15 protein-coding genes are annotated in these 19,135 nt (G+C 70.9%); 7 read left to right on the top strand and 8 right to left on the bottom strand.

Translation table 11 applies throughout. The annotated features are described in order from the left end of the window. Positions 1-372 precede the first annotated feature (372 nt). Genes ACZ45E_RS21020 through ACZ45E_RS21005 form a run of 4 tightly spaced genes read left to right on the top strand, consistent with a single transcriptional unit; the run spans position 373 to position 4,577 of the window. A complete protein-coding gene (locus tag ACZ45E_RS21020) occupies positions 373-3,072 on the top strand; it encodes a nitrate- and nitrite sensing domain-containing protein (RefSeq protein ID WP_468222629.1) in 2,700 nt (899 codons plus the stop codon). Next, on the top strand, positions 3,069-3,506 hold the full coding sequence (locus ACZ45E_RS21015; RefSeq protein ID WP_468222627.1) for a roadblock/LC7 domain-containing protein: 438 nt from the start codon (positions 3,069-3,071) through the stop codon (positions 3,504-3,506). The genes ACZ45E_RS21020 and ACZ45E_RS21015 overlap by 4 nt, the downstream gene beginning before the upstream one ends. 9 nt (positions 3,507-3,515) lie before the next feature. After that, positions 3,516-3,920, top strand: a complete 405-nt coding sequence (locus ACZ45E_RS21010; protein ID WP_468222626.1) for a DUF742 domain-containing protein — start codon at positions 3,516-3,518, stop codon at positions 3,918-3,920. Between the two features lie 51 nt (positions 3,921-3,971). After that, positions 3,972-4,577 carry a GTP-binding protein gene (locus ACZ45E_RS21005; protein WP_468222624.1) on the top strand — a complete coding sequence of 202 codons (606 nt, stop codon included), beginning with the start codon at positions 3,972-3,974 and terminating at the stop codon, positions 4,575-4,577. Positions 4,578-4,661: 84 nt separating this feature from the next. Here ACZ45E_RS21005 and glpK read toward each other — a convergent pair whose 3' ends face one another. From glpK to ACZ45E_RS20980, 5 genes are all read right to left on the bottom strand, one after another. Next, positions 4,662-6,188: a glycerol kinase GlpK gene (glpK, locus tag ACZ45E_RS21000; RefSeq protein ID WP_468222622.1), complete on the bottom strand. Its 1,527-nt coding sequence runs from the start codon at positions 6,186-6,188 to the stop codon at positions 4,662-4,664. Between the two features lie 53 nt (positions 6,189-6,241). After that, a complete protein-coding gene (locus ACZ45E_RS20995) occupies positions 6,242-7,063 on the bottom strand; it encodes an MIP/aquaporin family protein (RefSeq protein WP_468222620.1) in 822 nt (273 codons plus the stop codon). 398 nt (positions 7,064-7,461) lie between these two features. Further along, the gene (locus tag ACZ45E_RS20990; RefSeq protein ID WP_468222619.1) at positions 7,462-8,652 is read right to left on the bottom strand and encodes a lipid-transfer protein; all 1,191 of its coding nucleotides are present in this window, start codon (positions 8,650-8,652) and stop codon (positions 7,462-7,464) included. Next, on the bottom strand, positions 8,649-9,140 hold the full coding sequence (locus ACZ45E_RS20985) for a Zn-ribbon domain-containing OB-fold protein (RefSeq protein WP_468222617.1): 492 nt from the start codon (positions 9,138-9,140) through the stop codon (positions 8,649-8,651). The genes ACZ45E_RS20990 and ACZ45E_RS20985 overlap by 4 nt, the downstream gene beginning before the upstream one ends. A 138-nt stretch (positions 9,141-9,278) precedes the next feature. Next, positions 9,279-10,088 carry a M15 family metallopeptidase gene (locus ACZ45E_RS20980; RefSeq protein WP_468222616.1) on the bottom strand — a complete coding sequence of 270 codons (810 nt, stop codon included), beginning with the start codon at positions 10,086-10,088 and terminating at the stop codon, positions 9,279-9,281. Between the two features lie 93 nt (positions 10,089-10,181). Between ACZ45E_RS20980 and ACZ45E_RS20975 the strand changes: the two genes are divergently transcribed. After that, the gene (locus tag ACZ45E_RS20975) at positions 10,182-10,697 is read left to right on the top strand and encodes an NUDIX domain-containing protein (RefSeq protein ID WP_468223083.1); all 516 of its coding nucleotides are present in this window, start codon (positions 10,182-10,184) and stop codon (positions 10,695-10,697) included. A gap of 36 nt (positions 10,698-10,733) precedes the next feature. On the opposite strand, the gene ACZ45E_RS20970 is transcribed toward ACZ45E_RS20975, so the two are convergent. Then, positions 10,734-13,088, bottom strand: a complete 2,355-nt coding sequence (locus ACZ45E_RS20970; protein ID WP_468222614.1) for a glycoside hydrolase family 31 protein — start codon at positions 13,086-13,088, stop codon at positions 10,734-10,736. Between the two features lie 214 nt (positions 13,089-13,302). On the opposite strand from ACZ45E_RS20970, the gene ACZ45E_RS20965 reads away from it, so the two are divergent. Both ACZ45E_RS20965 and ACZ45E_RS20960 read left to right on the top strand, forming a co-directional pair. Further along, on the top strand, positions 13,303-15,276 hold the full coding sequence (locus ACZ45E_RS20965) for an acetoacetate--CoA ligase (protein ID WP_468222612.1): 1,974 nt from the start codon (positions 13,303-13,305) through the stop codon (positions 15,274-15,276). A 103-nt stretch (positions 15,277-15,379) separates the two neighbouring features. Continuing rightward, positions 15,380-16,279, top strand: a complete 900-nt coding sequence (locus ACZ45E_RS20960) for a hypothetical protein (RefSeq protein WP_468222610.1) — start codon at positions 15,380-15,382, stop codon at positions 16,277-16,279. Positions 16,280-16,365: 86 nt separating this feature from the next. On the opposite strand, the gene ptsP is transcribed toward ACZ45E_RS20960, so the two are convergent. After that, positions 16,366-18,036 (bottom strand): phosphoenolpyruvate--protein phosphotransferase, encoded by a 1,671-nt coding sequence (ptsP, locus tag ACZ45E_RS20955; RefSeq protein ID WP_468222608.1) that lies wholly within the window; start codon positions 18,034-18,036, stop codon positions 16,366-16,368. A 76-nt stretch (positions 18,037-18,112) separates the two neighbouring features. After that, positions 18,113-18,562, bottom strand: coding sequence for a PTS sugar transporter subunit IIA (locus ACZ45E_RS20950; protein ID WP_468222606.1), 450 nt, complete (start codon positions 18,560-18,562; stop codon positions 18,113-18,115). Between the last annotated feature and the right edge of the window lie 573 nt (positions 18,563-19,135).

The raw sequence follows: 19,135 nt of genomic DNA, 5'->3' as shown, positions 1-19,135 counted from the left end.
ACTGCCCGGTTTGCTCCGCTTCACGCAAGCCCTCGGTGCTCACGCCGTGCCCCCACGTACATCCTGTGGGGAAGACGAACGACAGCCCCTAAAGATTCCCGAATTCGGACAACTGCCCTGATGTACGCACCGGAAGCGAAGTTTTCCAGCCAACTGCCCCGTGGCATCGTCCGATTGTGCACATCGGCCACCACCGGAATCCCGGGATGCAATCTCCCGCAATGCCCGGACAACTCCGGACTCCCCCACCGAGACGGCGCCGGACAGCATCCGGACAGGCCTTCGAGTTGCCGCTGTCTCAGTAGTAGGCTCACGCCGTTTGTTGACGCACATGCGTGCCCCTGACCACACGGGGCCGATCTGGGGGAGGCCATGCGCTTTCGCGGGAAGTCCATCCGCCGGAAGATCGTGGCGTTGCTGCTGGTGCCGCTCCTGTCGCTGACGGCCATCTGGGCGTTCGCCTCGGTGATCACGGGACGCGCGGCCATGCAGCTGCTCTCGGCGGGCCAGGCCGCCGACGCGATCGGCTACCCGCTGGTCGACGCCGGCCGCGCACTGCAGGAGGAGCGACGGCAGACCCTCGTCTATCTCGCCGACCCACGCGCCTCGGACGCCCAGTCCGCCCTGCGGACCCGCCGCTCCGCCGCCGACGAGCAGATGTCCCGGATCAGGCAGAAAGCCACCGACACGGAGCTCCGCTCCGACCTGAACGGTGACGCGCGCGGCGCCCTGGACGCCGCCGTCGAAGGCTTCGAGGGCATCGAGTCGCTGCGCAGGAACGTCGACGAGGGAACCGTCACCCGGGCCCAGGCCCTGGACTTCTACACCCGCCTGATCGAACCGACGGACGACTTCCTCCTCGGCCTCACCGCTCTCGACGACTCCCAGGTGGAACGCCAGGGCCGCGCCGTCGTCGGCGTCATCAAGGCCCGCGAACTCCTCTCCCAAGAAGACGCGCTGGTCGGCTCCGGCCTCGTCACCAAGCGGCTCACCCAGGAGGAACTGCGCCAGGTCTCCGACCTCATCGCCCAGCGCACCCTCCTGTACGACACCCATCTCGCGCTGCTGCCCGCCGACGAACGCGCCCGCTTCCAGCGCTACTGGCGCAGCCCCGACACCAACCCGCTGCGCGCCGCCGAGAACGCCGTCGTGAACGGTGCGCCCGGCGCTCCCAGGGGCGTCACCGCCGACAGCTGGGACAAGGCCGCGCGGCCGGTCCTCGACGAGCTCGTGGACCGCGACACCGCGGCCGCCGAGCGCTACCAGGACCGGGCCCGCCCCATCGCCCTCCAGGTGTTCCTCCGGGCCGGGGTCGCCGGGGTGCTCGGCCTCCTCGCCCTGCTCGTCTCCCTGTTCATGTCGGTCCGGATCGGCCGCGGCCTCGTCCGTGACCTGCGGCGGCTGCGCCTGGAGGCCCACGAGGCGTCCGGTGTGCGGCTGCCGGGCGTCATGCGGCGCCTCGCCGCGGGCGAGGAGGTCGACGTGGAGACCGAGGCCCCGCGCCTCGAATACGGCAAGGACGAGATCGGGCAGGTCGGCCAGGCGCTCAACACGCTGCAACGCTCCGCCGTCGAAGCCGCGGTCAAACAGGCCGAATTGCGCCGCGGCGTCTCCGAGGTCTTCGTCAACCTCGCCCGCCGCAGCCAGGTCCTCCTGCACAAACAGCTGACCCTGCTCGACGCCATGGAGCGCAGGACCGACGACACCGACGAACTCGCCGACCTGTTCCGCCTCGACCACCTGACCACCCGCATGCGCCGCCACGCGGAGGGCCTCGTGATCCTCTCCGGATCCGCCCCGTCCCGGCAGTGGCGCAAGCCCGTGCAGCTCATGGACATCGTGCGGGCCTCCGTCGCCGAGGTCGAGGACTACGAGCGCATCGAGGTGCGCCGCCTGCCGCGGATCGCGGTGACCGGGCCGGCCGTCGCCGACCTCACCCACCTGGTGGCCGAACTCCTGGAGAACGCCACGGTGTTCTCGCCGCCGCACACCGCCGTCCAGGTCCTCGGCGAACGCGTCGCCAACGGCTTCACGCTGGAGATCCACGACCGCGGCCTCGGCATGGCCGCCGACGCACTCCTCGACGCCAACCTGCGGCTCGCCGAGACCTCCGAGTTCGAACTCTCCGACACCGACCGCCTCGGCCTCTTCGTCATCAGCCGCCTCGCCCAGCGGCAGAACGTCCGCGTCTCCCTGCAACCGTCCCCGTACGGCGGCACGACCGCGGTCGTCTTCATCCCGGACGCGCTGCTCACCGACGCACCCGACACCGAGGGCGCCGGGTTCCGCCTCGACCGGCCGGACGCGGCGCACCGCCCGACCCCGCCCACCCTCGGCACCTCCGACGGCCTGCCCGGCCTGCCGGCCTCCGTGCTGGACGGCCCCATCGAGCTCGAAGCACCGCTGTCCACGTCCGACATGACGCCCTTCCCGGGCGCTCTGGGCGACGAGGACAGCGAACGCGGCGCCCTGTTCCGCCCCCGCCGCCCCGTCGCCGGCGCCCCCGGCGAGCAGCACCAGCAGGCCGGCGAGCCCACCGACGGCGACCGGGCCGGGGAGCGCGACGGAGTACCCGAGGGCCTGGTGCCGCTGCCGCGTCGCCGCGCCCCCAAGCTCGTCAGCTCGCACGGCAGGCCCGTCACGCGCACCCGCCCCGGCGCGCTCGACCGGGACGCCGGGCAGCCGGGGGAGCGGCACGACCGCGACGGCGCCGACGAACTGCGCGCCACCCCGCCGGCCTCCCTGGCGGAGCTTCCCCGCAGGCGCGCGCGAGCGGTCGAGCCGCCCGTCGCCGAGCAGCCGGAAGCCACCTCGGGGGGCCTGCCCAAGCGCGTCCGACAGGCCAATCTGGCACCACAGTTGAAGGACGGGCCCGACCTGCGCGGCGACCGCGCGAAGGCCCGCGACGAGACAGTCTCCGCACCGCCCGCCGACCGGGACGCCGACGAGGTACGCGACCGGATGGCCTCGCTCCAGCGTGGCTGGCGGCGCGGCCGCGAGGAGAACGCCGAGAGCGCCGACGGCGCCGACGGCAACGCACAGGGAACGACTTCTGAAGGGGACGGTCGATGACCGCACCGAAGGCCACCGCGCACACCACGAACGGTGGTTCCAGGGAGCTCAACTGGCTCCTCGACGACCTGGTCGAACGCGTCGCCGGCATCCGCAAGGCGCTCGTGCTCTCCGGGGACGGACTGCCGACGGGGGTCTCCAAGGACCTCGGCCGGGAGGACAGCGAGCATCTCGCCGCCGTCGCCTCCGGGTTCCACAGCCTCGCCAAGGGGGTCGGGCGCCACTTCGACGCGGGCGGCGTCCGGCAGACCGTCGTCGAACTCGACGAGGCGTTCCTCTTCGTCACCGCGGCCGGGGACGGCAGCTGCCTCGCTGTCCTGTCCGACGCGGACTCCGATGTCGGCCTCGTCGCCTACGAGATGACTCTGCTGGTCAAGCGGGTGGGCGCACATCTGGGGACGGCTCCGCGCACGGATCAGCCCGCCGGGGGGTAGTGGGACGAGATGAGCGCAGACGGTGAGGGGACGCAGGAGACGGACCACTGGTTCGACGACGAGGCCGGGCCCGTCGTACGGCCGTACGCCATGACACGCGGCCGCACCACCAGCGCGGCCCAGCATCGCCTCGACCTGATCGCGGTCGTCGTCGCGGAGTCCCGCGACGACGACCCGGTGGCCGACCAGACCCTGTCGCCGGAGCACGTCGACATCGTCGGGCTGTGCCAGGACACCCCGCAGTCGGTCGCCGAACTCGCCGCGGAACTCGACCTGCCGGTAGGCGTGGTACGCGTCCTCATAGGCGATCTCGTCGACGACGAACTGGTCCACGTGAGCCGTCCCGTACCCCCCGCCGAACTGCCTGACGAGGGCATTCTGCGGGACGTCATCGACGGCCTCAGAGCCCTCTGAATCGACCTTGCACAGCACACAGCGACATGAGTGAGGCAGGAGAGACAACCCATGATCTTCGGGCGTTCCGAGCGTGGCAAGGGCGCCGTCGAGCCCGTCACGCTCAAGATCCTGGTGGCCGGCGGCTTCGGCGTGGGCAAGACCACGCTCGTCGGCGCGGTCAGCGAGATCAGGCCCTTACGCACGGAGGAGCTGCTGAGCGAGGCGGGCCGGCCGGTGGACGACACCCAGGGTGTCGAGGGCAAGCACACCACCACGGTGGCCATGGACTTCGGCCGCATCACGGTCCGCAAGGACCTGATCCTGTACCTCTTCGGCACCCCGGGACAGGACCGCTTCTGGTTCCTGTGGGACGAGCTCGCCACCGGGGCTCTCGGCGCCGTCGTCCTCGCGGACACCCGCCGCCTGGAGGACTGCTTCGCCGCCGTCGACTACTTCGAGCGGCGTTCCATCCCCTTCGTGGTCGGCGTCAACTGCTTCGACGGGGCGTCCCGTTACCCCGCTGACCTGGTGCGGCAGGCGCTCGACCTGGACTCCGGGGTGCCCGTCGTGCTCTGCGACGCACGGGAGAAGGACTCCGTGAAGAACGTCCTCATCAGCGTGGTCGAGCACGCCGCGGCGACCGCCGCTCGGCACCGCCAGCCCGCGGTGACCTGACCCGTACCGGCCGGGACGGCGCGGCACACGCGCGTAGCCCGTTCTTCGCCGCTACGCGCGCGTGCCGCCGCACACCAGGAGCGCTCAGGCCCCGGCGCCCTCCTCCTCGTGCCAGCCGAGGCTCTTCTCCACCGCCTTGCGCCAGTTGTGGTACTCGCGGTCCCGGGTCCGCGCGTCCATCGACGGCGTCCACTCGACGTCCCGCTGCCAGTGGGCCTTGAGCTCGTCCAGGTCGTTCCACACGCCCGTCGCGAGCCCGGCGGCGTACGCGGCGCCCAGGCACGTCGTCTCGGAGACCCTGGGCCGGATGACGGGCACGTCGAGCACGTCCGCCTGATGCTGCATCAGGAGGTTGTTCTTCGTCATGCCTCCGTCGACCTTCAGGGACGTGATCCGCACCCCGGAGTCCTGGTACATGGCGTCGACGACCTCCCGGGTCTGCCAGCTCGTCGCCTCCAGGACGGCCCGGGCCAGATGCCCCTTGGTGACGTACCGGGTCAGACCCGTGACGACCCCGCGTGCGTCGGAACGCCAGTACGGCGCGAACAGGCCGGAGAACGCCGGCACGATGTACGCTCCGCCGTTGTCGTCGACGCTCGCCGCCAGCGTCTCGATCTCGTCGGCGGTCTTGATGATCCCGAGTTGGTCACGGAACCACTGCACCAGCGCACCGGTGATCGCGATGGCCCCCTCCAGGCAGTACACGGGCGCCTCGGAGCCGATCTTGTACCCCATGGTGGTGAGCAGCCCGTGCTTCGAGGGCACCGGCCGGTTGCCGGTATTGAGCAGCAGGAAGCTGCCCGTCCCGTACGTGTTCTTCGCCGTGCCCGTGTCGTAACAGGCCTGCCCGAAGACGGCCGCCTGCTGATCGCCGAGCGCGGAGGCGACGGGCACCCCGGAGAGCTGGCCCACCGCCGTGCCGTACACCTCGGCGGACGAACGGATCTCGGGGAGGACCGCCTCCGGCACGTTCATCACCGACAGGATCGACGTGTCCCACTGGAGGGTCTCCAGGTTCATCAGCATGGTGCGCCCGGCGTTGGTGACGTCCGTGACGTGGACGCCGCCGTCGGTGCCGCCGGTCAGGTTCCAGATCAGCCACGAGTCGATCGTGCCGAAGGCGATCTCGCCGCGCTCCGCGCGCGCCCGCAGCCCCGGCACGTTGTCGAGCAGCCAGGCGGCCTTCGGCCCGGAGAAGTAGCTGGCCAGCGGCAGCCCCGTCTGCTCGCGGAACCGGTCCTGTCCGTCCGGGCCGCCCAACTCGTGGCACAGGGCCGAGGTCCGCGTGTCCTGCCACACGATCGCGTTGTGCACGGGTTTGCCGGTCGCCCGGTCCCACAGGACCGTCGTCTCGCGCTGGTTGGTGATGCCGAGCGCGCTGAGCTGGTCGGCGCGCAAGCCCGCCTTGGCGATCGCGCCGGCGACCACCGCCTGGACCTTGGACCAGATCTCGGTGGCGTCGTGCTCCACCCAGCCGGGCTTCGGGAAGATCTGACGGTGCTCGCGCTGGTCGACGGCGACGATCTCACCTGCGTGGTCGAAGATGATGCAGCGGCTCGATGTGGTGCCCTGATCGATGGCGGCGACGTACTTCACGGAGTTGTCGGGCATGGCTACCCCTTCGTGAGAAGACGGTCGTTCGGGAGGGAGGTGTCGGGAACGGATCAGAACGCTGCGTTGTAGATGAGCCCCGCGAGTACGCCGCCGATGAGCGGCCCGACGACCGGGACGAGGGCGTAACCCCAGTCGGAGGTGCCCTTGTTGGGGATCGGCAGGAACTGGTGCACGATGCGCGGGCCGAGGTCGCGGGCGGGGTTGATCGCGTAGCCCGTGGGCCCGCCGAGCGACAGACCGATCCCCACCACCACCAGGGCCACGACCAGCACCTGTGTGCCCGACTCGCCCAGCCCCTTGGTCAGGCCGAAGGCGAGGACGGGCAGGACCAGACCGATCGTCGCGATGATCTCGGTGAGCAGGTTGGCGACCGGGTTCCGGATCTCGGGGATCGTCGAGAAGATCCCCAGCGTCGGCGTCGGGCCCTCCTCGTCCACGACGACCACGGCCGCTTCGGTCGCCTCCGTGCCCGATGCGCCCTTCGCGCCCGCGCCGCTCTCCGTGCCCTTCGCACTCCGTGCGCCGGCGCTCACATTGGCGTTGAACTGCGCGAGGTAGACCAGGTACGCGAGGACGGCGCCCAGCATCGCCCCGACCATCTGGCCGCACAGGTAGACCCAGACCTTGTCCCACTTACCGGTGTCCACGGCGATGCCGATGGTGACGGCGGGGTTGAGGTGACCGCCCGACAGCGGCGCGGCGGTGTACGCCCCGGCGAGGACGCCGAAGCCCCAGCCGAACGCGATGACGATCCACCCGGAGGCCCTCGCCTTGGAGTGTTTGAGGGTGACGGCGGCGCAGACGCCCGCGCCGAACAGGATCAGAATGCCGGTGCCGATGACCTCACCGATAAAGATGTCTCCGTTGCTCATGGCGGCTCCTAGGCCCTCGCCCGGGGCGGTCGCCCCGGTCCTCCGTGCAGGGTGCGTATCCCATGGCTGGTTCCGGCGGCTTCCACCGGTGGCGGGGCGTCCCGTGCCCCGCCCGGCATCCGCGCCGAGCGTGCCCGCACAGCCGCCGATCGTGGGGGAGCGGCCCGGCCTGCCACCCGGCAGGAAGCGCCCCCAGGGCAGGCAAGGACCCGAGTGGACGGTGGGCCGACATGCGGCGATGCCGGTTGACACCCGGAAGTGTTCACCGGGCGTACTGGAGCGTCAAGGTCGCGGACCGCAACGGTTGTCCGGTGGCGAGACGTGCTTCAAGTGCCCTCTCCCGCACGGCATTTGAGCCGCGGGAGCGGCCCGGGCGGCAGCCGGTGGCCGGCGCGCGATCAGCGCAGCACGACGACCGAGGAACCGTGTCCGAACAACCCCTGGTTGGCGGTGATCCCGACCCGGGCCCCGGCCACCTGGCGTGCGCCCGCCGTGCCGCGCAGTTGCCACGTCAGCTCGCAGACCTGGGCGATCGCCTGCGCCGGAACCGCCTCACCGAAGGAGGCGAGCCCCCCGCTGGCGTTCACGGGTATGCGGCCACCGGGCGCGGTCGCACCGTCCCGGAGCAGCTTGGCCCCCTCGCCGGCGCCGCACAGCCCGAGGTCCTCGTACCACTGCAGCTCCAGCGCGGTGGAGAGGTCGTACACCTCCGCGAGCGACAGATCCTCAGGACCGATCCCGGCCTCTTCGTAGGCGGCGCGGGCGATCGCCGCCCGGAAGACCGGCCCCTGCGGCTCTACGCCCGCCGCCGAGTCGGTGGCGATGTCGGGAAGGTCGAGCACGGTGTTCGGATACGTGGGCGTCACCGTGGAGACCGCCCGGACCCGGACCGGGTCCGCCGCCCCGTGCCGCCGCGCGAACTCCATGCTGGACAGCACGAGCGCCGCGCCGCCGTCCGACGTCGCGCAGATGTCGAGCAGCCGCAGCGGGTCGGCCACGACGGCGGAACGGGCGACCTCGTCGGCCGTCACCGCTGTGCGGTACCGCGCGCGTGGGTTGAGCGCCCCGGACGCCGCGTTCTTCACTTTGACCTGGGCGAAATCCTCCAGGGTGTCGCCGTGCAACGCCATCCGACGACGTGCGTAGAGGCCGAAGTACGTCGGATTCGTCGCCCCCAGCACGCGGAAACGCAGCCAGTCGGGGTCGTCGGGGCGATCCCCGCCCGCGGGCCGGAAGAAGCCCTTGGGCGCCGCGTCGGCGCCCACCACGAGCACGACGTCCGCCAGCCCCGAAAGGATCTGCGCCCGCGCCGCGTCGATGGCCTGGGCGCCCGACGCACAGGCCGCGTACACACTGGTGACCCGGGCACCCTGCCAGCCGAGCGCCCTCGCGAACGTCGCCCCCGCCACATACCCCGGGTACCCGCCGCGCACGGTGTCCGCGCCGACCACGGAGCCCACGTGCCGCCACTCCACGCCCGCGTCGGCGAGCGCCTCCCGCGCCGCCGCCGTCCCGTACTCGACGAAGCTGCGCCCCCATTTGCCCCAGGGGTGCATGCCCGCACCGAGCACCGCCACGTCCCCCGTCACGCCGCCACCCCCGTCGGCCGCCAGTGCCACGTCGTCCAGGCCGTGCCGGTCTCGTCGTCCCCGTCCTCGCTCAGCACGCCCGATACCACCTCCACCTCCATGCCGACGTCCAGGTCGGTCACGGACACCCCGGGAGCCCCCTGGCCGAGCACCACGAGTCGCTCTGCCACCAGCTCCACAGCGATCAACGTGTAGGGCCGCCACGGAAGTTTCCGGTCCGACTCGTACGGCTGCGGCGGCCGGTACCGGGCATCGGTGTACGACCAGATCCGCCCCCGCCGCGACAGCGGCACCTCGATCAGCTCGTCGCCCGCGCAACCGGGGTTGCGGCACAGTGTGTCCTCGCGCGGGAAGAACACCGACGCGCACACCGAGCAACGCGTCCCCAGCAGGCGGAAGTCATCTCCTTCCCCGGCGAACCAGTCGGACACGACGGGTGTACGCGAACGAGGCACGAGCCCTCCCTGGCAGCAGATCTGACGGACCATCAGAAGTGTGTCATGGGTGACCGTCCGGCGTCAGCGGTCCCACCGAACCGTGGGAGAACCGTGGGTGCCTCCTGTGCGTCCGACTAGACGGCGAGGGCGCGACCGGGACCCACGGGGGTGGCCCCGATCGCGCCCCCGTCACCGGCCCGTGAGCGACCTCCTGGAGACCGGGAAGTCGAAGTAGGTGTCGGGGAAGAGCTCGGGCTTGTACGTGAAGTGCCACCACTCCTCCGGCAAGTTGACGAACCCCTGCGCGGAGAGGGCGCCCCGCAGCAGATCCCGATTGCTCCGCTGCACGCCCTGGATACGGGGATCATCCGTGTGCGCCAGCGTGTCGAAGCAGTCGAACCCGGTCCCCATGTCCACGGAGTTGTCCGGGAAGCGGTCCTTCTTGGGCCCGTAACAGGCCGTGAGCCGCTCCCCAGGCACGTACGGGCGCGTGGGGCGGGCCGGCAGCTCGACGATGGTGAGGTCGACCGTGGAGCCGCGGCTGTGCCCTGACTTCTCCGCGATGTAACCGTCCGCGAACAAGCGCGTCTTGTCGACCTGCGGATAGAACTCGGCCTTCATCTTCTGGTCGTCGAGATCCTTGGCCCATCGTACGAAGTGGTCGACGGCCCGCTGCGGCCGGTAACAGTCGTACACCTTGAGGGAGTAGCCCCTCTTCAGAAGCCCGAGCTGCGCCTTGTGGAGGGCCTTCGCGGCGGGTTTCGTCAGGATGCACATCGGCTTCTTGTAGCCGTCGATCCGCTCGCCCACGAAATCGTGCTCCGTGTAGTAGCGGATCTCCTGGATGATCGTCGGATCGACGTCGCTGAGCGCCACGAAGTCCTTGGGCGCCTTCGGGTCGGGTGTCGCGTGAGCGGTCGCGGGAGCCACGGCCACGCCGAGGAGCGCGGCGGCCGACATGGCCGCGAGTTTCCGTAGAGCGGAGACGATTCGAGTCATGGCCCCTGCATCTACCAGCTCCCGACCCCTCCGGGGAAGACCGTGCACGGATGATCGGATACAGTCCGCGCCGTGCTCGCATCAACCACCCCCATGGTCAAACCCGTTCCGGATTCCCACTGTTCAAGCTGTGGAACCGCCTACGGGACCGAGGTGCACGGCTGGCCGCGCACCTGCCCGGCCTGCGCCACCGTCGCCTACCGCAATCCGCTGCCCGTCGCGATCGCCCTGCAGCCCGTGTACGACGCCACCGGCACGGCCCTGGTCGTGATCACCCGGGCCATCGCACCCGCGCGCGGGGAGCCGGCGCTGCCCGGCGGCTTCATCGACGACGGGGAGGACTGGCGGCAGGCGGTCGTCCGCGAACTCCAGGAGGAGACAGGCATCGACGCGGCTGCCCGCGACGTACGTCTCGTGGACGCCCTCAGCGCCCCGGACGGCCACCTCCTGCTGTTCGGACGGCTGCCCGAGCGCTCGGCCGCGCAGCTGCCCGTCAGCGTCCCGACGGACGAGACGGACGGCTGGCACCTCCTGCGTCGCCCCGCCGAACTCGCCTTCCCACTCCACACACTGGCCGTCAAAGCATGGTTCGAGGGCCGCTACATGTGACCCCGGCGTGCACCCCGGGCGCCCGCACAAGGACGCTCAGAGGCCACGCACGCGTACCGGGCGCGGCGGCCCACCACCGCCGCGCCCGCCCTCCTCCTCCACGACGACCCGCCCCTTGTCCCAACGCACCCGGTACCGCTCGGCCCCGGGCTCCTCCCACCCGTCGCCCGCGTCCGGCACCACCACACCACCGCCCGTACGGCCCGCCTCCGGCGCCCACACCTCCAACTCGATCCCGCCGCCCTCACCGCGTACGGGAACCACCGAGCCGGCCCGGGCCAGCACCGGGATCCGCGACAACGGAGCATCGACCCACACCGTCGCCGGACCGTCCAACACCGCGCCCGTCACGGTGTCGTACCACCGCCCCGGAGGCAGCCGAACGGTCCTGCGCTCCACCCCTGGCTCCAGCACAGGAGCCACCAACAGACAGTCGCCCAACAAGAAGGCGTCCTCGCAGTCACGCAGAGCACGCTCCTCCGGAGCCGCCCACCACAAAGGGCGCACATACGGGGCGCCCGTACGCCGAGCAAGGTGAGCGAGGGTCATGAAGTACGGGAAGAGACGCCGACGCTCGTCCAGCACCACGCGCGCGTGCCCCACCACCTCGTCACCCAAGGCCCACGGCCCCCGTCGGCCCGCCCCCGCGACGGAACGCGTGCGCAGCAGCGGCAAATAGGCGCCCAGTTGGAGCCGGCGCACGTAGAGCTCCGCGGACGACATCCCGTCGAGCCCGCCCACGTCCGGCCCCGAGTACGGAACCCCGCACAGACCGAGCCCCATCACGTAGGACAGCGAAGCGCGCAACCCGGCCCACCCCGGCCCCACGTCCTCCGACCACGTCCCGCCATAACGCTGCATCCCCACCCAGCCGGCACGCGACAGCACGAACGGCCGCTCCCGCGGCCGCAGTTCCCGCAACGCCTCATAACCGGACCGCGCCATGCACAAGGCGTACACGTTGTGCGCCTCGCGATGGTCGCCCCCACGCCCCTCCAGAGCGTGCCGCGCAGAGCGAGGCAATGCGGGGCCACCCCACGGGTCGAAGGACGCCGGTCCGCTCACGCCGTGCCAGAAACCGGAGCACCCCTGCGCCAACCGCTCCTCGTACAGGCCGCCCCACCACTTGCGCACAGCCTTCGCCGTGAAATCCGGATACGCCGTCTCGCCCGGCCCCGCCGCCCCGCGCACCACTCGGCCCGCCGCATCCTGCACGAAGGCGTCGATGACTCGCCCGCCCTCGAACACCGCGTCGCCGCGCTCGGCCCTGACCGCCGGATCGACGACGGACACCAGCCGGACACCCTCCCTGCGCAGCTCCTCGGCGAGCTGGAGCACCGACGGAGAGCCCCCAGCGCCGTCCGTACCGGCCCGCCGCGGCGCACGACGGTCGATGTCCACATGCACGGCTTCCAGCGGCAACGAGCACTCCTGGTGGCCCGAGACAACCCGGCGAACCCCCTCCGCACCATCACTGCCGCGCCCGTGGTGGTGACCCAACGCCCACGACGGCGGCACGGCCGCGGCACCCGTCAACTGCGCCCACGTCTGCAACACGCGCGCGGGAGCACCCACCACGACCCAGCAGCGCAACGGGCCGCCCTCCATGCGCACCTCACACATCCCGGGCCCGTCATGCCCCGACCCCGCCCCCTCGCGCCCCTCCCGCAGACTCACCGCGCCGCCCCACGTGTTGTCGTGGAACACCAGATGCGTACCCGCGTCCGCGACCACCACCAGCACCGGCATCGTGATCGACAGCGGAGCGTCGGCCGAACCGGCGGAACCGCCTCGGTCGGCGTTCCACAGGGAGTACGTACCGTCGCGCAACCGCGGTCCCGACGCCCGCCCCCCGAGCCCGAAGAACCGCGCGTCCGCCGCCACCTCCGACCGCTGCGCCCACCGCGCCTCGCCGCCGCCCGCGGGCTCCCACCACCGCGGCGGCAGGTCACGCCGTAACAGCACACCGCCCGGCGTGCGCACCTCGACCGCACCGTGCCGTGACACCATCACGGTCGCCCGCTCGGACACCACCCGCCAGCCGCCGTCCTTGTCCGGCTCCAGAACAGCCCGCGGATCCGCCTCAGGGCACCCGTCGGCCACACCGTAGGACGGCGTCGACTCCGCCCCGTCCCACCCCCAGAAGACAGCACCGCTCCCCGTGACCGTGACCCGCAGACGCGACCGGTCGAAACGCACCACCCCGCCACCGGGCCCCGGCTCCACCCCGACCATGCTCCCCGGCACCCGCGCCCGCTCAGGACCCCGGCGCGAGAGCCCCACCGCGTCCGCCCGACGGCGCCGCCACGAAGCCCGCGCAGCGCGCAGCCCCTGGGCCGGCCCCACCGAAGAGACCGCTTTCACCGAGCGCACCAGGTCCCGACCGTCCATGCTGCTCAGCCTGCCACTCGGCGCCCCGCACGGGTGCCGCGTTCAACTGCCGTTCACCCGTGGCCGCGGCACATCTTCACGAGAGGGACTGTGTGGGGCACACCCTGGTGCAGCAGTCGATCACGTGGCATCGTCCTGTCAGCCGCGTCACGCGCACACCCCGGCCCGTGCGCGCCGAGAACGCCCGCACCGCGTACTTCCCAGGAGCCGCACCATGACCACAGCGAACCCGTCGCCGCTCTGGCAGCCCACCCCGCAGCAGATCGCCGCAGCGCAGGTCACCCGGTTCCAGGCCTGGGCCTCCGCCCAGTACGGAGCACCCGCGGAGGGCGGCTACGAGGCACTGCACCGCTGGTCGGTCACTGAACTCGACACATTCTGGAAAGCCGTCACCGACTGGTTCGACGTGCGCTTCACCCACCCCTACGCGCGCGTACTGGGCAGCCGCTCGATGCCCGGCGCCGAGTGGTTCCCCGGAGCCACCGTGAACTACGCGGCGCACGCACTCCGCACAGCCGACGACCCCGCGCGCGCGGACACCCCCGCCATCCTGCACGTCGACGAGACGCACGAGCCGCGCCCCGTCACCTGGGCTCAGCTCCGCAAGCAGGTCGGCTCGCTCGCCGCGGAACTGCGCACGCTCGGAGTGCGCCCGGGAGACCGCGTCAGCGGCTACCTGCCCAACATCCCCGAAGCCGTCGTCGCCCTCCTCGCCACCGCGGCCGTCGGCGCCGTCTGGACGTCGTGCGCCCCCGACTTCGGAGCCCGCAGCGTCCTCGACCGCTTCCAGCAGGTCGAGCCGGTCGTCCTGTTCACCGTCGACGGCTACCGCTACGGAGGCAAGGAGCACGACCGCCGCGACACCGTGACGCAGCTCCGCGCCGAACTGCCCTCCTTGCGCGCCGTCGTGCACATCCCTCTCCTGGGCACCGAAGCCCCACAAGGCGCCCTGGAATGGTCGGCCCTCACCTTCGCCGACGTACCGCCCGTCTACGAAGAGGTGCCTTTCGACCACCCCCTGTGGGTGCTCTACTCCTCGGGCACGACCGGCCTGCCCAAGGCCATCGTCCAGTCGCAGGGCGGCATCCTCGTCGAACACCTCAAACAGCTCGGCCTGCACTGCGACCTCGGCCCCGACGACCGCTTCTTCTGGTACACGTCCACCGGCTGGATGATGTGGAACTTCCTCGTCTCCGGCCTTCTCACCGGCACCACCATCGTCACGTACGACGGCAGCCCCGGGTATCCCGGCACCGGTGCGCAGTGGTCCATCGCCGAACGCACCGGAGCGACCCTCTACGGGACCTCCGCCGCGTACGTCATGGCCTGCCGCAAAGCCGGCGTGCGCCCCTCCCACGACCACGACCTGTCCCGAGTGAAATGTGTGGCCACGACAGGCTCTCCGCTCCCGCCGGACGGCTTCCGCTGGCTCCACGACGAGGTCCGCCCCGATCTGTGGATCGCCTCGGTCAGCGGCGGCACCGACGTCTGCTCCTGCTTCGCCGGAGCCGCGCCCACCCTGCCCGTGTACATCGGCGAGCTCCAGGCCCCCGGGCTCGGCACGGACCTGCAGGCCTGGGACCCTCTGGGCAACCCGCTCACCGACGAAGTCGGCGAACTGGTCGTCACCAACCCCATGCCGTCCATGCCGATCCACTTCTGGAACGACCCCGACGGAAGCCGCTACCACGACAGTTACTTCGACACCTACCCCGGAGTCTGGCGTCACGGCGACTGGATCACCGTCACCTCCCGCGGCTCCGTCGTCATCCACGGCCGCTCCGACTCCACCCTCAACCGGCAGGGCGTCCGCATGGGCTCCGCCGACATCTACGAAGCGGTGGAGCGTCTCCCCGAGATCCGCGAGTCCCTCGTCCTCGGCATCGAGGAGCCCGACGGCGGCTACTGGATGCCCCTGTTCGTACACCTCGCCCCCGGCGCCACGCTCGACGACGACCTGCGCGACCGCATCAAGCGGACCATCCGCGAAGAACTCTCCCCGCGCCACGTCCCCGACGAGATCATCGAGGCCCCCGGCGTCCCGCACACCCTCACCGGGAAGCGCATCGAAGTCCCCGTGAAGCGCCTGCTCCAGGGAACACCGCTGGAGAAAGCGGTCAACCCCGGCTCCATCGACAACCTCGAACTGCTCCGGTTCTACGAGGAGATCGCCCGCAAACGGGGCTGAGAGCCTGGCGTCGACCGGCCGGGCGAACCGGCCCCGACGCCGTTGTCAGTACCGGCGATTACTCTGAGTGAGCATTGATCGACGAGCGCACTCAGGGGGAATCATGACGGGCACCCAGCACGGCCGGACGACCGGCGCACGGCACATCCTGCGCCGCGAAGTCGCGGGCACCATCGGCCTGTTGGCCGACGAGCAGGACTTCAGGGAGATGGGGCGCTACCGCAGCTTCACCTTCGACGACCACACGGCGTACCTGCGGCAAGTGGAAGAACTCCTCAAATCCCTTGCCGCGGCCGGGGGCCACACCACCGTCGCGCTCTTCGACCCGGAGGAGTACGCCGAGTTCTGCGCGGACACGGGCCTCGAACCCGACACCCCCATCAGCCGCACCCGGTTCACGGCGGAGCTGGCCTCGACCGGCCCCTCGATCCCGTACGAAGGACAGCCCCTGGCCGACCTCGTCCCGGACCTCGTCGAGGAGGCCGTCCGCCAGGCGACCTGGGAGTACGCCTCCTCCGTGCTCGCCCACACCGGCCCCTGCGCGGTATGCGGGCAGGACATCGGCCGGGCCGCCTTCGCACGCGCCTCGTACCTGGTGGCCCGGGCGATCGACACCATCGGGGCAGGGCTCCACCACTGGGTGTGCAGTGTCCCCACCGGAGCGCAGATGCTGCTGGCGGTGCTCCACATCGACGCCGACACCGTCGGCACCGTCCGCATCGAGGAGACCGCGGCGATGGAGCTCACGACCCTGCTGGCGCTGGCCATCGTCATCGACAAGCCGTGCGCCCTGGTCGTCCGCACCACCGCGGACGGCAGCGACCGCGTCTACGGCTGGCGCCTGAAGGACGAGCGGCTCCACCAGCTGACCGCGTCCCAGGTCTTCGACGCCTACTGCACCGACGCCGCCTCGGGCGACCTGACAGCACCGGAGCCGGGCGTCGACTACTGCACCGCACCCGAAGTGGAGGACCCCGCCCCGGAGACCCGGCACCGCCACTGACCCGGCGCGCGGCCCTGGTCGAAAAGGCCTGAGAGCGCCCCACCCACAGGTGGAGCGCCCTCAGGGACGGTCTTGCCGAGCGACTACTACTCGCCGGAGAGCACGGCCTGCGCGGCCGCACGCGCCTCATCGGCGGAGTCCGAGGCACGGGCGGCGGCAGCCGCACGCTCGCACTGGGCCAGCGTGTGCTTGCCGAGCGCCGCACGGACGTACGGGATGGACGCGGCACCCATGGAGAGGGAGGTGACACCCAGACCGGTCAGCACACAGGCCAGCAGCGGGTCGGACGCGGCCTCACCGCATACGCCACAGCTCTTGCCCTCGGCCCTCGCCGCGTCGGCGGAGAGCGCGACCAGGTCGAGCAGTGCGGGCTGCCAAGGGTCCTGCAGACGCGACACGGCACCCACCTGACGGTCGGCCGCGAACGTGTACTGGGCCAGGTCGTTGGTGCCCAGCGACAGGAACTCGACCTCCTGCAGCACGGACCGAGCCCGCAGTGCGGCGGACGGAATCTCGACCATCGCACCGAACTTGGCCTGCAGGCCGGCCGCACGACAGGCATCGGCGAACGCCTTGGCGTCGGCCCGGTCGGCCACCATCGGGGCCATGACCTCGAGGTAGACCGGCAGCCCTTCCACGGCCTTGGCCAGCGCGGTCAGCTGCGTACGGAGCACCTCGGGGTGGTCGAGGAGCGTCCGCAGGCCACGCACGCCCAGCGCGGGGTTGGGCTCATCGGCGGGGGTCAGGAAGTCCAGCGGCTTGTCGGCGCCGGCGTCCAGTACCCGCACGACGACACGGCCCTCGGGGAACGCCTCGAGCACCTGGCGGTACGCCTCGACCTGCTTCTCCTCGGAGGGAGCCTGCTTGCTGTCGTCGAGGAAGAGGAACTCGGTGCGGAAGAGACCGAGACCCTCGGCACCCGCCTCGACGGCGGCCGGGACGTCCGCGGGCCCGCCGATGTTGGCGAGCAGCGGCACCTTGTGCCCGTCCGAGGTGGCACCCGGACCGGTCGAGGCGGACAGCGCGGCCTTGCGCTCGGCGGCCGAAGCCTCCAAGGCGGCCCGCTTCTCCGCGGTCGGGTCCACGAAGATCTCGCCGGTGCTGCCGTCGACGGCCACGACCGTGCCCTCTGCCAGCTCGCCGGCACCGGGGAGCGCCACGACAGCGGGCACGCCGAGAGCGCGGGCCAGGATCGCGCTGTGACTGGTCGGCCCGCCTTCCTCGGTCACAAAACCGAGGACGAGCGCGGGGTCGAGGAGCGCGGTGTCGGCGGGCGCCAGGTCACGGGCGATGAGCACGTACGGCTTGTCGCTGTCCGGCACACCGGGCATCGGAACGCCCAGCAGGCGGGCGACGATGCGGTTGCGCACGTCGTCGAGGTCCGCGACCCGACCCGCCATGTACTCGCCCGCACCGGCGAGGAGTTCGCGGTAGTGCGAGAACGCGTCGTAGATCCCTCGCTCGGCGGTGCTGCCGACGGTGATACGACGGTCGACATCGGCGATGAGCTCGGGGTCCTGAGCGATCATGGCCTGCGCCTCGAGAACCCCCTGCGCCTCGCCCCCGGCCAGATTGCCGCGGGCGATCAGGTCGGCCGCGACAGCTTCGACGGCCTGACGGGCGCGCCCCTGCTCGCGTTCGGCCTCCTCCGGCGGGATCTGCTTGGCCGGCGGCTCCAGCACCGCCGTCCCCATGTGCCGAACTTCGCCGATCGCCACACCGTGGCTCACGCCGACGCCCCGAAGCGTTGTCTCCATTTCACCCGTCTCCGATTGTGCGGCGGACCGAGCCGCCGCGATGGTTTTACTGCCGGCCGTCAGTGACGGTGTTCCGTCACTTCCAGCTGAAGAGAGCCTCGCCGGCCTTGAGGTCGCCGCTCTCGGCGACGTCCGACAGCGATTCGGCGCTGGCCTCGAGCGCGACGACCGGGCACACCGGCGACTTGCCCGCGGCCTCGACCGCGGCCGGGTTCCAGCGGACCACGGACTGGCCGCGCTGGACGGTGTCGCCCTTGTTCACGAGCAGCTCGAAGCCCTCACCGTTGAGCTGGACGGTGTCGATGCCCAGGTGCGTCAGTACACCGTGGCCCTCCTCGTCCACGACCACGAAGGCGTGCGGGTGCAGGGACACGACGATGCCGCTGACGGGAGCGACGGCCTCGGAGGGCTCGCGGACGGGGTCGATGGCGGTGCCGGGGCCGACCATCGCACCGGAGAACACCGGGTCAGGAACAGCGGAGAGCCCGATGGCGCGTCCTTCAAGAGGGGACGTCACACTGGTCATGGCAAGCCTCCCAGGGGGCGGAGATTCATGGTCGCCGTCACAATCTGTCCTGGACGGCGTACTGTTCAGAAGCGTAAGTCATAAAAAGTCCCGGTTCCGCACGAGAGGTACCGGTTGGCGGACGTAGGGGCACCGGGCAAACGATTTGCGCCGCACCCTGGCACCCATGTACTGTCGTACTCCTGCCTGGGGATGACCGACGCCTACGAGCGTCCTTCTTCCCGGCAGCATCTACCAACTCAACCTTATCTTCGATCCGCTTCTGCATGTCCGCAGAGCACCGGCCGATGAGTGGTCAGAGGGTCGAGAAAAGACTGGTAGTGTTCCATCTCGCCGGAAAGGAAACCGCGAAAAGCGGAATTCTGGAAAGCGGAGTGAAACTCCGAGGAAATCGGATCGAAAAGATCTGATAGAGTCGGAAACGCAAGACAGAAACACAGAAACACAGCAGGACCGAAGGGAAGCGCCCGGAGGAAAACCCGAGAGGGTGAGTACAAAGGAAGCGTCCGTTCCTTGAGAACTCAACAGCGTGCCAAAAGTCAACGCCAGATTGACAACCCTGTCTCCGGCCTT

The sequence above is a fragment of the Streptomyces sp. NPDC030991 genome (assembly GCF_055571235.1).
This window is presented reverse-complemented; position numbering and strand designations above follow the sequence as displayed.

Bases quoted from the DNA above. Each gene is read 5' to 3' on its own strand.
- ACZ45E_RS21015 (WP_468222627.1), top strand. From the start codon at position 3,069: ATGACCGCACCGAAGGCCACCGCGCACACCACGAACGGTGGTTCCAGG.
- ACZ45E_RS20970 (WP_468222614.1), bottom strand. From the start codon at position 13,088: ATGGACGGTCGGGACCTGGTGCGCTCGGTGAAAGCGGTCTCTTCGGTG.
- ACZ45E_RS21005 (WP_468222624.1), top strand. From the start codon at position 3,972: ATGATCTTCGGGCGTTCCGAGCGTGGCAAGGGCGCCGTCGAGCCCGTC.
- ptsP (WP_468222608.1), bottom strand. From the start codon at position 18,036: ATGGAGACAACGCTTCGGGGCGTCGGCGTGAGCCACGGTGTGGCGATC.
- ACZ45E_RS20980 (WP_468222616.1), bottom strand. From the start codon at position 10,088: ATGACTCGAATCGTCTCCGCTCTACGGAAACTCGCGGCCATGTCGGCC.
- glpK (WP_468222622.1), bottom strand. From the start codon at position 6,188: ATGCCCGACAACTCCGTGAAGTACGTCGCCGCCATCGATCAGGGCACC.
- ACZ45E_RS20995 (WP_468222620.1), bottom strand. From the start codon at position 7,063: ATGAGCAACGGAGACATCTTTATCGGTGAGGTCATCGGCACCGGCATT.
- ACZ45E_RS21010 (WP_468222626.1), top strand. From the start codon at position 3,516: ATGAGCGCAGACGGTGAGGGGACGCAGGAGACGGACCACTGGTTCGAC.
- ACZ45E_RS21020 (WP_468222629.1), top strand. From the start codon at position 373: ATGCGCTTTCGCGGGAAGTCCATCCGCCGGAAGATCGTGGCGTTGCTG.
- ACZ45E_RS20985 (WP_468222617.1), bottom strand. From the start codon at position 9,140: ATGGTCCGTCAGATCTGCTGCCAGGGAGGGCTCGTGCCTCGTTCGCGT.
- ACZ45E_RS20950 (WP_468222606.1), bottom strand. From the start codon at position 18,562: ATGACCAGTGTGACGTCCCCTCTTGAAGGACGCGCCATCGGGCTCTCC.
- ACZ45E_RS20975 (WP_468223083.1), top strand. From the start codon at position 10,182: ATGGTCAAACCCGTTCCGGATTCCCACTGTTCAAGCTGTGGAACCGCC.
- ACZ45E_RS20965 (WP_468222612.1), top strand. From the start codon at position 13,303: ATGACCACAGCGAACCCGTCGCCGCTCTGGCAGCCCACCCCGCAGCAG.
- ACZ45E_RS20960 (WP_468222610.1), top strand. From the start codon at position 15,380: ATGACGGGCACCCAGCACGGCCGGACGACCGGCGCACGGCACATCCTG.